The sequence below is a fragment of the Stenotrophomonas sp. PUT21 genome (assembly GCF_052232875.1).
Classification (GTDB): Bacteria; Pseudomonadota; Gammaproteobacteria; order Xanthomonadales; family Xanthomonadaceae; genus Stenotrophomonas; species Stenotrophomonas maltophilia_N.
Map to the genome: position 1 here is coordinate 4,223,172 of NZ_CP197645.1, position 12,002 is coordinate 4,235,173.

At 66.9% G+C, this 12,002-nt stretch carries 11 protein-coding genes; 6 read left to right on the plus strand and 5 right to left on the minus strand.

Features of this window, described 5'->3' with window-relative positions; translation table 11 throughout:
* Positions 1 to 2: 2 nt before the first annotated feature.
* From ACTT2I_RS18840 to ACTT2I_RS18855, 4 genes are all read left to right on the plus strand, one after another.
* Positions 3 to 437, plus strand: coding sequence for a hypothetical protein (locus ACTT2I_RS18840; protein WP_421100081.1), 435 nt, complete (start codon positions 3 to 5; stop codon positions 435 to 437).
* 78 nt (positions 438 to 515) lie between these two features.
* On the plus strand, positions 516 to 953 hold the full coding sequence (locus tag ACTT2I_RS18845; protein ID WP_088434820.1) for a rhodanese-like domain-containing protein: 438 nt from the start codon (positions 516 to 518) through the stop codon (positions 951 to 953).
* A 105-nt stretch (positions 954 to 1,058) separates the two neighbouring features.
* Positions 1,059 to 1,574: a protein-export chaperone SecB gene (secB, locus tag ACTT2I_RS18850; RefSeq protein ID WP_019184891.1), complete on the plus strand. Its 516-nt coding sequence runs from the start codon at positions 1,059 to 1,061 to the stop codon at positions 1,572 to 1,574.
* A 20-nt stretch (positions 1,575 to 1,594) separates the two neighbouring features.
* Positions 1,595 to 2,620 carry an NAD(P)H-dependent glycerol-3-phosphate dehydrogenase gene (locus ACTT2I_RS18855; protein ID WP_088434819.1) on the plus strand — a complete coding sequence of 342 codons (1,026 nt, stop codon included), beginning with the start codon at positions 1,595 to 1,597 and terminating at the stop codon, positions 2,618 to 2,620.
* A gap of 208 nt (positions 2,621 to 2,828) precedes the next feature.
* On the opposite strand, the gene ACTT2I_RS18860 is transcribed toward ACTT2I_RS18855, so the two are convergent.
* The gene (locus ACTT2I_RS18860; protein WP_172407593.1) at positions 2,829 to 3,401 is read right to left on the minus strand and encodes an OmpO family porin; all 573 of its coding nucleotides are present in this window, start codon (positions 3,399 to 3,401) and stop codon (positions 2,829 to 2,831) included.
* Between the two features lie 260 nt (positions 3,402 to 3,661).
* The gene (locus ACTT2I_RS18865; RefSeq protein ID WP_088434817.1) at positions 3,662 to 4,300 is read right to left on the minus strand and encodes a response regulator transcription factor; all 639 of its coding nucleotides are present in this window, start codon (positions 4,298 to 4,300) and stop codon (positions 3,662 to 3,664) included.
* Between the two features lie 74 nt (positions 4,301 to 4,374).
* Between ACTT2I_RS18865 and ACTT2I_RS18870 the strand changes: the two genes are divergently transcribed.
* Positions 4,375 to 7,947, plus strand: coding sequence for an ATP-binding protein (locus tag ACTT2I_RS18870; protein ID WP_421100082.1), 3,573 nt, complete (start codon positions 4,375 to 4,377; stop codon positions 7,945 to 7,947).
* A gap of 15 nt (positions 7,948 to 7,962) precedes the next feature.
* Here the strand turns inward: ACTT2I_RS18870 and ACTT2I_RS18875 are convergent, their stop codons facing one another.
* Together ACTT2I_RS18875 and ACTT2I_RS18880 are read right to left on the minus strand one after the other, a co-directional pair.
* The gene (locus ACTT2I_RS18875; RefSeq protein ID WP_421100083.1) at positions 7,963 to 8,352 is read right to left on the minus strand and encodes a c-type cytochrome; all 390 of its coding nucleotides are present in this window, start codon (positions 8,350 to 8,352) and stop codon (positions 7,963 to 7,965) included.
* Between the two features lie 17 nt (positions 8,353 to 8,369).
* Positions 8,370 to 10,046: an electron transfer flavoprotein-ubiquinone oxidoreductase gene (locus ACTT2I_RS18880; protein WP_293981006.1), complete on the minus strand. Its 1,677-nt coding sequence runs from the start codon at positions 10,044 to 10,046 to the stop codon at positions 8,370 to 8,372.
* A 273-nt stretch (positions 10,047 to 10,319) separates the two neighbouring features.
* Between ACTT2I_RS18880 and ACTT2I_RS18885 the strand changes: the two genes are divergently transcribed.
* Entirely contained in the window at positions 10,320 to 11,483 is a 1,164-nt protein-coding gene (locus ACTT2I_RS18885) for an acyl-CoA dehydrogenase family protein (protein ID WP_421100084.1), read from the plus strand.
* Between the two features lie 35 nt (positions 11,484 to 11,518).
* Here the strand turns inward: ACTT2I_RS18885 and trmL are convergent, their stop codons facing one another.
* The gene (gene trmL, locus ACTT2I_RS18890; RefSeq protein ID WP_088434814.1) at positions 11,519 to 11,998 is read right to left on the minus strand and encodes a tRNA (uridine(34)/cytosine(34)/5-carboxymethylaminomethyluridine(34)-2'-O)-methyltransferase TrmL; all 480 of its coding nucleotides are present in this window, start codon (positions 11,996 to 11,998) and stop codon (positions 11,519 to 11,521) included.
* Positions 11,999 to 12,002: the final 4 nt, after the last annotated feature.

Here is a 12,002-nt window from a genome sequence, read left to right on the forward strand (position 1 = left end):
GCATGCGCCGTACGCTTCAGATCCTGCTGATCGCCCTGTTCGCGCTGACCAGCGTGAGTGCGTTGGCCGCCGAGCAGAAGACCACCAGGAAGCAGCGCAAGGCGTTGGAGGAGACCCAGGTCAAGTACGACGCCACCATGCGCTGGGGCACCGTCGAGGACGCGCTGCCGTACCTGGATCCCGAGTACGCCCGGGCCCACCCGATGACCGACCTGGAACTGCGCCGCTTCGAGCAGGTGAAGATCTCCAGCTATCGCGCCGGCGAGAACGTGCCGTTGCCCGATGGCCGGGTTGGACGCAACGCCGAGGTGCGGGTGATCAACAACAACACCCAGTCCGAGCGGACGGTACGGGTCCGGGAGATCTGGCGCTGGGACGCCGAGGGCAAGCGCTGGCTCCAGGCCAACGGCCTGCCGGACCTCTGGCAGGAACGCTGACCCCCGCCCGCACGGGGCTGGACGCCGATTCGCCCGCATGTGCGACAATCGGCGCCCGCTTATCGACCCGTGATCTTAGTGAATTACGAAGAGTTGCTGGCCTTTGCCGGCCGAAACCCGATGTTGTCGATGGCCCTGGTCGGCCTGACCGTGGCCATCATCGTGACCGAAGTCCGTCGCCTGTTCCGCGGCTTCAAGTCGCTCAAGCCGGCCGAACTGACCCAGCTGATGAATGCCGGTGGCGCCATCGTGGTCGATCTGTCTTCGAGCAGCGATTTCGAGAAGGGCCATATCGCCGGCAGCCGCAACGTGCAGCCGAGCCAGTTCGGTCCGGAGCACAAGCTGGTCGCCAAGGCCCAGCAGAGCCCCGTCGTGCTGGTGTGCCGTACCGGCAATGCTTCGGAAACGGCCGCCAAGGCGCTGAAGAAGGCCGGTTTCACCCAGGTCAACGTGCTCGACGGTGGTATCCCGGCGTGGCAGCAGGCCGAGCTGCCGCTGGTCAAGGGCCGCAACTGATCCCCATCCGATTGCAGTGCATGCCTTGTGCCCGGCGCACAGCGCCCCCATCGCAGGGCATGTAACAATCCGTTTTTACAGCATTCATTTTTGGAGCAACAGGAAATGTCCGAAGAGAACACCAACGGCGCCGTCGCGCCGGTCGACGCCGCTACCGGTCCCTCGTTCACCGTCGAGAAGATCTACGTCAAGGACGTTTCGTTCGAATCGCCGAACGCTCCGGCCGTCTTCAATGACGCCGTGCAGCCGGAACTGCAGCTCAACCTGAACCAGCGCGTGCAGCGCTTGGGCGAGAGCGCCTTCGAAGTCGTGCTGGCCGTGACCCTGACCTGCAAGGCCGGCGAGAAGACCGCCTACGTGGCCGAAGTGCAGCAGGCCGGTGTGTTCGGCCTGGTCGGCCTGGACCCGCAGTCGATCGACGTGCTGCTCGGCACCCAGTGCCCGAACATCCTGTTCCCGTACGTGCGTTCGCTGGTGAGCGAGCTGATCCAGGCCGGCGGCTTCCCGCCGTTCTTCCTGCAGCCGATCAACTTCGAAGGCCTGTACGCCGAAACCCTGCGCCAGCGCCAGGAACAGGGCGAAACCTCGCTCGCCGATTCCGAGCCGGCCGGCAACGCCTGATCGGCGCTGCAGTCGTACGGATGAGCAACCACGCAGACAAAATCGCGGTTCTCGGCGCCGGCTCCTGGGGCACCGCCCTGGCGAGCCTGCTCGCGCGGCACGGTCATCCGACCGTGCTGTGGGGGCGCGACGCGGCGATGGTCGAAGCCATCGACCAGCGCCACGAGAACACCCGTTATCTGCCGGGCATTCCGCTGCCCGAGTCGCTGCGCGCGACCACCGACCTGGCCGCTGCCGTCAAGGACGCCGCCTGGGTCCTGGTGGTGGTGCCGTCGCACGCCTTCGGTGAAACCGTGCGTGCACTGGCGCCGCTGCGCCCGGCCGATGCCGGCGTGGCGTGGGCGACCAAGGGCTTCGAACCCGGTTCGGGCCGGTTCCTGCACGAAGTGGCACGTGAGGTCCTCGGGCCGGATGTGCCGCTGGCGGTGGTGACCGGTCCGTCGTTCGCCAAGGAAGTCACCCAGGGCCTGCCGACCGCGATCACCGTGCACGGTGACGCGCCGGACTTCGCCCAGCAGGTGGCCGATGCCATGCACGGCCCGGCGTTCCGCGCCTACACCGGCGATGACATGGTCGGTGCCGAGCTCGGCGGTGCGATGAAGAACGTACTGGCCGTAGCCACCGGCGTGGCCGATGGCATGCAGCTGGGCCTCAACGCCCGCGCCGGCCTGATCACCCGCGGTCTCAACGAAATGCTGCGGCTCGCCGCGGCGATCGGCGCCAAGCCGGAAACCCTGATGGGTCTGGCGGGGCTGGGCGATCTGGTGCTGACCTGCACGGGCGATCTCTCGCGCAACCGTCGTCTGGGCCTGGCCCTGGGCCGCGGCCAATCGTTGAACGATGCGGTGCGTGAGATCGGTCAGGTGGTGGAATCGGTGCAGACCGCCGATGAAGTGATGCGCCAGGCGCGGCGTCACGGCATCGACCTGCCCATCTCCGACCGTGTCCGCGCCGTGCTGCACGGTGAGCAGACCCCGGAAGAAGGCTTGCGTGCGCTGTTGGCCCGCGAGCAGAAGCCGGAGTATCCGGACACGCTGTTCAAGTGATGCACCAAAAACCCCGGCAGACGCCGGGGTTTTTTTTTCAGGGCCAGAACGAAACAACCCGGCACGGGGCCGGGTTGTTTCGTGGCGTACCGACGAGGGTGTCGCCAGGTGCTGCATATAAGTGAAGCCCGGCGTGAGCCGGGCTTCATGGCGCAGGGGAGAGAGACCGCGCCATCCAACAACGTACCGCGGTGTTGCGTACCGCGTATTACCAGGTGAAGCGCGGACCGACGAACCATTCCTTGTCGCCGCCCTTGGCCAGCTTCACTTCGCCGGCCAGGCCCCAGTTCTGGTTGAGCTTGGCCTGGGCGCCGACGCGGCCGTAGAACTCGCCGTCCGGGTTGATGCCGTGCTTCTTGCTGTAATCCTCGTAACCGGCCATCACGTAGCCTTCGAAGTTCGGGGTGAACGCGCTGCGCACGCCGACTTCGGTCGAGTAGCCGTTGAAGTCCAGACCGTGCTTCGGATCGAACTTCTGGTAAGCAACGCGGGCGACCAGATCGGTGGTCGGGGCGATGCCGTAGTTGTAGCCGACACCGACCTTCCACTGGTCCACATCATTGCTGCCGCGCTTGGTTTCCTGCGCGTTGTAGTCACCGAAGACGTGGAAGTTCGGCGCCACGGCGACCGAGCCCTTCACCGCCCAACCGTCGGCGTCGCCGCCCTTGGCATCGGTGTTCACGTAGCCGCCTTCAACATAGTTGTACGACAGACCGTCGGTTGCCGAAGCAGCGAACGGCAGTGCAGCGAGCAGACCCAGGGCAAGCAGGGAAGTCTTCATCATCGGGGACACCTTTTTATTTTTTGGTTTTGTCCGCCAGCAGAGGGAGGGGGAAATCGCTGCTGGCGACAGGTGTGAATTATCCGTTAGCCACCCCAATTAGCCCTGAATATCAAACTGAGCAGTACATAAATACAAGGCTATTTCAAGGAACTTTGGTGACGCGATCTGCTAAGCACGCGCGCACTCCATCGCAACGATGACGGTGCATCGTCGATGCAGGCAGTAATGAACAAGGTCCGTTTGCCGGACGGCCGCGCTCAGCGTTCGCCGTCGCGCAGGTAATCGAACAACTCGGCGTCGCCTTTGAGGCCGAGCTTCAACATCGCATCGCCTTTCTGGCGGCTGATGGTACTCACGCTTTTGTGCAGATGGATGGCGATCTCTTTGACCGTCATGCCGCTGCCGAGCAGGCGCAGCACTTCCACCTCGCGTGGCGACAACGGTCGCGCTTCGCCTTCCTCGACGCTGTTCGTGCCGATCGCGTCAATGCGTTCCTTCAGCGACTGGCTGACGTAGGGCATGCCGCGCTGCACGGTCTGGATCGCCAGCGGCAGCTCATCCATCGAGGAGGTCTTGTCGACCAGGCCGAGCACACCGGTGGCCACCACCATGCGCAGGATCGCCAGGTTGTTGGAGACGCTGAGCATCAGCACGGGCATGTCGGGAAAACGCCGGCGGATCATGGCGATCATCGCAAAGCCATCGGCCTGCTGGCCGCCGGGCATGGAGTAATCGGTGACCAGCACATCGCAGGGGTGGTCGGACAGGGCGGACATCAGCTCGGCCACGGTACTGGCCTCGGCCACCACCTGGCCAACGCCGCTGGATTCGATCACGGCCTTGGTGCCGATCCGTACGACCGGATGGTCATCGGCAATGATAATGCGCAGGGTCATGGACTAGTATTGCCTGTAAGGCAGCCGTCGGGCCGTGCCGGGATGGGGATATCATTCTACGGAGATCAGGCAGCATGCGTGTCCACGTCGTTCGCTGGCTGGTGCTGTTCGTGCTCGCAATGGCGGCAAGCGTGTCGGTATCCGCCGCCCCGCCGCCGGCCTTGTCGCCCCGGCAGAGCGAGTGGCTTGGCAGGCACCCTACCATCATCCTGGGGATGTACGACAGCGGCTGGCCGCCGTTCGAATCGATGCGCGACGGCAAACCGGTCGGGCTGGGATACGACTACCTGAGCCTGCTCACCAAGCAACTGGGCGTGCAGGTCAAGGTGCGGATGTACCGCGACTGGACCGATGTGCTGGATGCGGCATGCCGGGGCGAAGTCGACGTGGTGATGAACATCACCCTGACCGCCGACCGCACCCGCTGCATGGTCTACACGCGTCCCTATGCCGATGCGCCACTGGCCCTGGTCGGTCGCCCTGGCGATACCCGGGCCTCGGCCGATCCCGACCTGCGCGGCCTGCGGGTGGTCACCGAGCGTGAGTTCGTCACCAGCGAGGAAGTGCGCGCGCGCTTTCCCGCGGCCCGGCGCGTGATCGCCGCCAATACCACTGCCGCGCTGGCCATGGTTGGCAAGGGCGAAGCGGATGTGTACATCGGCAATGCCTACGTGGCGACGACGCTGATCGCCGAGCAGCGGCTGACCGATGTCGCGCTGCTGCGCCCCAGCGACCTGCCGCCCGAACGCCTGCACTTCGGTGTGCCCAATGCCAAGCAGCCGCTGGCCGAAGCGCTGGACGCGGGCTTGGGCGCGCTGGCCGAGACCGAGCGGGAGCGCCTGCAGCGGCGCTGGCTGAAGACGCCGGAGTGGTCGGTGCAGTCGCAGATGATCCTGGGCAATGCCGAGAAGCGTGTACTGGCGACCCCGTTGCGGCTGGCGTTCGCACCGAATGCGGCGCCCCTGGCGTTCCTCGATGCTGCCAACCAGCCCAGCGGGGTGGCGGCCGAGTACCTGCGTCTGCTGCGCAATGTGGGCGCGCACTTGAACCACGTGCCTGCGCATGACTGGTTCGACACCCGCGAACAGCTGCGACGCGGTGACGTCGACGCGATCATGGGCATTCCCAACGACTCGACCTACCTCGGCGACGATTGGGTGTTCAGCCAACCCTTCATCACCGTTCCCAATGTGATCGTCACCGCCAGCGGCAGCCCGTCCGTGCTGGGCATCCGCGATCTGGACGGGCGCAGCATCCTGCTGACCGATCCGGACCGCCTGCGTGGCTACATCCTGCAGCAGGCGCCGAACGCGCGCATCGTGCCGGCGCGCAGTGCCGAACTGGCCCTTGCGCGGCTGGCCCACGGCGATGCCGACGCCTACATCGGCAATCTGGCGCTGGTCGATCGGATCGTGCGTGAGCGTTACCCGGCGCAGCTGCATGTCGCCGCGCCGGCGGGGTTCAGCGACCGCCTGTCGCTGGCGGTCAAACGCCAGTACGCCCCGTTGGCCACCACCTTCGACCGCATGCTGGTCAACATGAGCGCACGCGAGCACGAAGCGATCCGCAGCGACTGGCTCTCGGCCGAGTACCGCAGTGATCTGGACTGGCGCGGGATCGCGCGCTGGGCGGTACCGCTGGCACTGGTGCTGCTGACCGCGCTGCTGGTGCACGGGTGGGGCCACTGGCGCCTGCGCAACGAAGTGGCGATGCGCCGCCGTGCCGAGCAGCGCCTGGCCGAGGTCACCGACAACCTGCCGGCCATCGTTTACCAGGGGCGACGCGAGCGCGACGGGCGGCTGTCGTTGCCGTATATCGCCGGCGACACCGAAGCGCTGTTCGGCGTCACCTCGGCCGAAGCCATGGCCGACGAAAGCGTCTTGATGGACCGCATCGACGAACGCGACCGCGCCGGTGTCCGCCAGGCGATGGAGCGCGCCGCACGCGACTTCACGGCGTTGGACATGGAATTCCGGACGTCCCCGCGCGGCACGTTGCGCTGGGTGCGTTCGCGCGCGCTGCCCTACGATGCCGACGATGGCGCACTGCTGTGGAGCGGTTACTGGGTCGATGTCACCGAGGCACGCGCGCAGGCCGATGCGCTGGCGCTGGCCAAGGCCGCGGCCGAACGCGCCACCGCCGCCAAATCCGAATTCCTGGCCACGATGAGCCACGAGATCCGCACGCCGATGTCCGGTGTGCTGGGAATGGTGGAGGTGCTCTCGCACACGTCGCTGGATGGCGAGCAGCGCCGCATCATCGGCGTGATCGAAGACTCGGCGCAGATGCTGCGGCAGATTCTCGACGACCTGCTGGACTACTCCAAGATCGAAGCCGGCGCACTGTCACTGCAACCGCACCCGGTCGCGCTGCGCGCGCTGCTCGGCAACGTGCAGCAGCTGCTGGCGCCGCAGGCGATGGCCAAGGGGCTGGAGCTGCGGATCGATATCGACGACGACGTCGCGGCCATGCATCTGACCGATGGCATGCGCCTGCGCCAGATTGCGTTCAACCTGCTCAGCAATGCGATCAAGTTCACTCACGCCGGTGAGGTCGACATCGCGCTGACGGTGCTCGACACCGACACGGAGGGTGCGCAGCAGCTGCGCCTGACCGTGCGCGACACCGGCATCGGCATCTCGGCCGAACAGCGCGAACGTTTGTTCGCTCCGTTCGCGCAGGCCGACGCGGCCACGAGCCGGCAGTACGGTGGCACCGGGCTGGGCCTGAGCATCTGCCAGCGCCTGGTGGCGATGATGCACGGCACGCTGACGCTGCACAGCGTGCCCGGGGAAGGCACCCGCGTGGAGGTGCTGCTGACCGTGCCCACGGTGCCGTTCGAGGAGCAGCCGGGTGCCGCCGAAGAACAGGCGCAGACCCTGCCCTTGCCGGCCGCGCTGCTGCAGCGGCGGGTATTGATCGTCGAGGACCATCCCACCAACCAGGCGCTGATGGGCTGGCGCATGCAGCAGCTGGGGTTGCCCCACGTGCTGGCCGAGAACGGCGAGCAGGCGCTGGCGTTGCTGGCGCGCACCCGCTTCGATCTGGTCCTCACCGATTGCCGGATGCCGGTCATGGATGGCTATGCCATGACGCGCCGCATCCGCGAACAGGAGCGCGATCGCGGCAGCGCGCGGCTGCCGGTGATCGCCCTGACCGCCAGTGCCATGGAGGACGATCTGCAGCGCTGCCGCGAGGCCGGCATGGATGATCTGCTGGCCAAGCCGGTGGCCTTGGCCGCCTTGCGCCATGCACTGCTGCAGTGGCTGCCGGATGAAGATCCGCTTGCCTCTGCCGCCGCGCAGGCCCCGGGCGCAAGCGACGCGCCGCCGGATCGGGCGGCACTCGTGCGCCGGTTCGGCTCGGCGCATGTTGCCGGGGTGTTGATCGAGAGCCTGTGCACCGCGTCCGCGGACGATCTGGTGCAGCTGCAGGTGGCCTTGGAGGCGCAGGCGGGGCCCGCGCTCGTGGATGTACTGCACCGGCTGGTGGGCGGGCTGGCGACCCTCGGTGCGGACGCGCTGGCGGCCCGGGCGCGCGGCCTGATGGACAGCGTCGACGAAGACGGCGTGGCGGCGCACGCCGGCGCGATCAGCGCGTTCGATGCGGCGCTGCGCGCCTATCTGGTGCAGCTGCAGGCGTCCTGAGCGCGGCCACGGCGATCAGCGTTGCTGCTGCAGGTACTCGATCACCTGCCGCCGGCGTTCCGGGTCGGCGGTGGTGTTGACCATGCGGGTGCCCGGTATCACCTGCGTGGGCGAGCGCAGGAACGCATCCAGGGTCTGTTCGTTCCAGGTCAGCCCGGCATCGCGCATCGCGTTGGAATACGGATAGCCGGCGACACTGCCGGCGCGCCGGCCGATCAGCCCGTGCAGGTTCGGGCCGAAGCGGTGCACGCCGCCGGCGCTGACCGTGTGGCAGCCGGCGCAGATCGCGAACGCGCGCTGCAGCTCCTGCTGATGCGCCTGCTCCGGCGTCTGCGGCGCGCGCGCACACGCGGCCAGCAGCAGGCAGGCCAGCAGCGGCAGCGTCGATCGGAACGCTCGGGCCATGGTGCAGGCCGGGCTGATCACATGCCCGAGTAGTTCGGGCCGCCGCCGCCCTGCGGGGTCACCCACACGATGTTCTGGGTCGGGTCCTTGATGTCGCAGGTCTTGCAGTGCACGCAGTTCTGCGCGTTGATCTGCAACTGCTCGTGCCCATCGCTGCCGACGAACTCGTACACGCCGGCCGGGCAGTAGCGGGCTTCCGGACCGGCGTACTCGGCCAGGTTGATCCGCACCGGCACGCTGGCGTCCTTGAGCGTCAGGTGGCTGGGCTGGTCTTCGGCGTGGTTCGTGCTGCTCAGGAACACCGAGCTGAGCCGGTCGAAGGTGAGCACGCCGTCCGGCTTGGGATAGTTGATCCTGGCGTGCTTCGACGCCGGCTCCAGGCAGGCGTGGTCCGGCGTGCTGTGGCGCAGCGTCCACGGCGGGTTGCGGATGCCCAGCTTGGGCAGCAGCCACTGCTCGATGCCGGTCATCAGCGTGGCCACGGTCTGGCCCTTCTTGAACCACTGCTTGAAATTTTTGGCCTGCTGCAGCTCGGCGTGCAGCCAGCTGGTCTCGAACGCCTGCGGGTAGGCGCTGAGCTCATCGTGCTGGCGATCGGCGGCGAGCGCATCGAAGGCGGCATCGGCGGCGAGCATGCCGGTCTTGATCGCGGCATGGCTGCCCTTGATCCGGCTCACGTTGAGGTAGCCGGCCTCGCAGCCAACCAGCGCGCCACCGGGGAACACGGTCTTGGGCAGCGACATCAGGCCGCCGGCGGTGATCGCCCGGGCGCCGTAGCCGATGCGCTTGCCACCTTCCAGGTGCTTGCGGATGTCCGGATGGGTCTTGAAGCGCTGGAACTCTTCGAACGGGCTCAGCCACGGGTTCTTGTAGTCCAGCCCGACCACATAGCCGATCGAGACCTTGCCGCCTTCGGCGTGGTACAGGAACGCGCCGCCGTAGGTATCGTTGTCCAGCGGCCAGCCGGCGGCATGCACTACCAGACCCGGTTCGTGCTTGGCCGGATCGATCTGCCACAGCTCCTTGATGCCGATCCCGTAGGCCTGCGGATCCTTGCCGGCATCGAGCTGGAAGCGCGCGATCAGCTGGCGGCCGAGGTGGCCACGCGAGCCCTCGGCGAAGATCGTGTACTTGGCGTGCAGCGCCATGCCGCGTTCGAACGCGGGGCCGGGCTGACCGTTCTTCTCGATGCCCATGTCGCCGGTGGCAACGCCGATCACCGCACCGTCCTCGCTGTACAGCACTTCGGCGGCCGGGAAACCGGGGAAGATCGCCACTTCCAGCGCTTCGGCCTGCTGTGCCAGCCAGCGGGTGACCTCGCCGAGGCTGACGATGTAGTTGCCTTCGTTGTGGAAGCACTCCGGCAACAAGGCGTTGGGCGTGCTGCGCGCGCCAGTCTCGTTGAGGAACAGGAATTCGTCGCGGGTGACTTTCTGCTTCAGCGGTGCGCCGCGCTCGGCCCAGTCCGGGAACAGCTCGCTCAGTGCCCGCGGATCCATCACCGCACCGGAGAGAATGTGCGCGCCGGGTTCGGAGCCTTTCTCCAGGATGCAGACCGACAGCTCGCGGCCGGCCTCGATGGCGCGCTGGCGCAGCCGGATCGCCGTGGCCAGGCCAGCGGGGCCGCCACCGACGATCACCACATCGAATTCCATCACTTCACGCGGGGGCAGGACGTTGATTTCTTCGCTCATGGGGCTGCGTAACTCGTGGGTAGTGCCGCGGGTTGAACGGCGGCGGTTGCCTGGGAATCGCGCGTGTCACACCACGGCGAAACGGTGGATCAGTGCGCCAGAGTACCGGCACGGCGCATTTAAGCCTAGATCGCCGACGATGACAGCGGTGTCGCTGCGTGTTCGCCGCCAGGATGCTGCGGCGCAACAACCGCGTCGTGGCGCTGTCCCTTGGCCCATTCCGGCACAACGACCACAATGGGCGCCTGTTCCACCGCCACCTGCCGGGATGCCATGTCACTGAATCCGTTTGATCTGTTCGATATCCGTTCGCTGCTCAGCGAGGAGGAACGCGCGGTGCAGGCGGCGGTGGCGCGCTTCACCGACACGCGGGTGCTGCCCATCATCGGCGATGCGTTTGACGAGGGGCGCTTCCCGGAGGAGTTGATTCCCGAGGTGGCTGCACTCGGTCTGCTGGGCTCCAGCCTGCCCGAGCAGTACGGCGGCGGCGGACTCAACGCCGTCAGCTATGGCTTGATCTGCCAGGAATTGGAGCGCGGCGATTCGGGGCTGCGCAGTTTCGTCTCGGTGCAGAGCTCGCTGTGCATGTACCCCATCTACGCTTACGGCAGCGAAGAACAGCGCCTGCGCTGGTTGCCGGACATGGCCACCGGCAAGGTGATCGGCTGCTTCGGCCTGACCGAAGCGCATGGAGGTTCGGATCCGGCGGCGATGAAAACCCGCGCGGTGCGCGACGGCGGCGACTGGGTGATCAACGGCAGCAAGATGTGGATCACCAGTGGGCCGGTGGCGGACATCGCGATCGTCTGGGCGCATACCGAAGATGGCATCCAGGGCTTCGTGCTGGAAAAGGGCATGGCCGGGTTCACCACGCAGGAGATCAAGCACAAGATGAGCCTGCGGGCCTCGCTGACCGGTGCGCTGTTCTTCGACAATGTGCGCGTGGCCGACCGCAATCGCCTGCCGAACGTGCAGGGCCTGAAGGGGCCACTGGGCTGCCTGAACCAGGCGCGCTACGGCATCAGCTGGGGCCCGATCGGTGCCGCGGTGGCGTGCCTGGATGAAGCCCTGGCGTACACCAAGCAGCGCGTGCTGTTCGGCCGGCCGGTGGCGGCCACGCAGAGCGCGCAGATCAAGCTGGCCGACATGGCGCGGCGAATCACCACCGCACAGCTGCTGGCCCTGCAGCTGGGGCGCCTGAAGGATGCCGGCCAGCTGCAGCCACAGCAGGTGAGCCTGGCCAAATGGAACAACTGCCGCATGGCCATCGACATCGCGCGCGAGTGCCGCGACCTGCTCGGCGGCGCGGGTATCACGACCGAACACGTGGCGATCCGGCATGCGCTCAATCTGGAATCGGTGATCACCTACGAGGGCACCGAGACCGTGCACCAGCTGGTGATCGGGCGCGAGCTGACGGGGATCAATGCGTTCTAAGCCGGCAGGTGCCGACCGTTGGTCGGCACGGCGTCTTATTCCCCGCCGGCGAACCCGTTCTGGCGCCACGCCTCGTACATCACCACCGCAACGGTGTTGGACAGGTTGAGGCTGCGGTTGTCCGGGCGCATCGGCAGGCGCAGGCGGCGGCCGTGGGGCAGGCTGTCGAGCAGGTCCTGGGGCAGGCCGCGGGTTTCCGGGCCGAACAGGAAGGCATCGCCATCTTCGAACTGCTGGGTGTCGTAACGCACGCTGCCGCGGGTACTCAGCGCGAACAGGCGCTTGGGCGCAATCACCTGCAGGGCGGTCTCCAGATCTGGATGGACCTGCAGTCGAGCGTATTCGTGATAGTCCAGGCCGGCGCGCTTGAGCTGCTTGTCGCTCAGGTCGAAACCGAGCGGCTCGATCAGGTGCAGCCGCGCGCCGGTGTTGGCGCAGAGGCGGATCACATTGCCGGTGTTCGGCGGGATTTCGGGTTGGAACAGGACGACATGGAACGTGGGCGTGGCAGTCATCGGC

What these genes read in the sequence shown, in the direction of transcription:
- ACTT2I_RS18840 (WP_421100081.1), top strand. Translation starts at nt 3, where the DNA reads ATGCGCCGTACGCTTCAGATCCTGCTGATCGCCCTGTTCGCGCTGACC.
- secB (WP_019184891.1), top strand. Translation starts at nt 1,059, where the DNA reads ATGTCCGAAGAGAACACCAACGGCGCCGTCGCGCCGGTCGACGCCGCT.
- ACTT2I_RS18855 (WP_088434819.1), top strand. Translation starts at nt 1,595, where the DNA reads ATGAGCAACCACGCAGACAAAATCGCGGTTCTCGGCGCCGGCTCCTGG.
- ACTT2I_RS18860 (WP_172407593.1), bottom strand. Translation starts at nt 3,401, where the DNA reads ATGAAGACTTCCCTGCTTGCCCTGGGTCTGCTCGCTGCACTGCCGTTC.
- ACTT2I_RS18865 (WP_088434817.1), bottom strand. Translation starts at nt 4,300, where the DNA reads ATGACCCTGCGCATTATCATTGCCGATGACCATCCGGTCGTACGGATC.
- ACTT2I_RS18870 (WP_421100082.1), top strand. Translation starts at nt 4,375, where the DNA reads ATGCGTGTCCACGTCGTTCGCTGGCTGGTGCTGTTCGTGCTCGCAATG.
- ACTT2I_RS18875 (WP_421100083.1), bottom strand. Translation starts at nt 8,352, where the DNA reads ATGGCCCGAGCGTTCCGATCGACGCTGCCGCTGCTGGCCTGCCTGCTG.
- ACTT2I_RS18880 (WP_293981006.1), bottom strand. Translation starts at nt 10,046, where the DNA reads ATGAGCGAAGAAATCAACGTCCTGCCCCCGCGTGAAGTGATGGAATTC.
- ACTT2I_RS18885 (WP_421100084.1), top strand. Translation starts at nt 10,320, where the DNA reads ATGTCACTGAATCCGTTTGATCTGTTCGATATCCGTTCGCTGCTCAGC.
- trmL (WP_088434814.1), bottom strand. Translation starts at nt 11,998, where the DNA reads ATGACTGCCACGCCCACGTTCCATGTCGTCCTGTTCCAACCCGAAATC.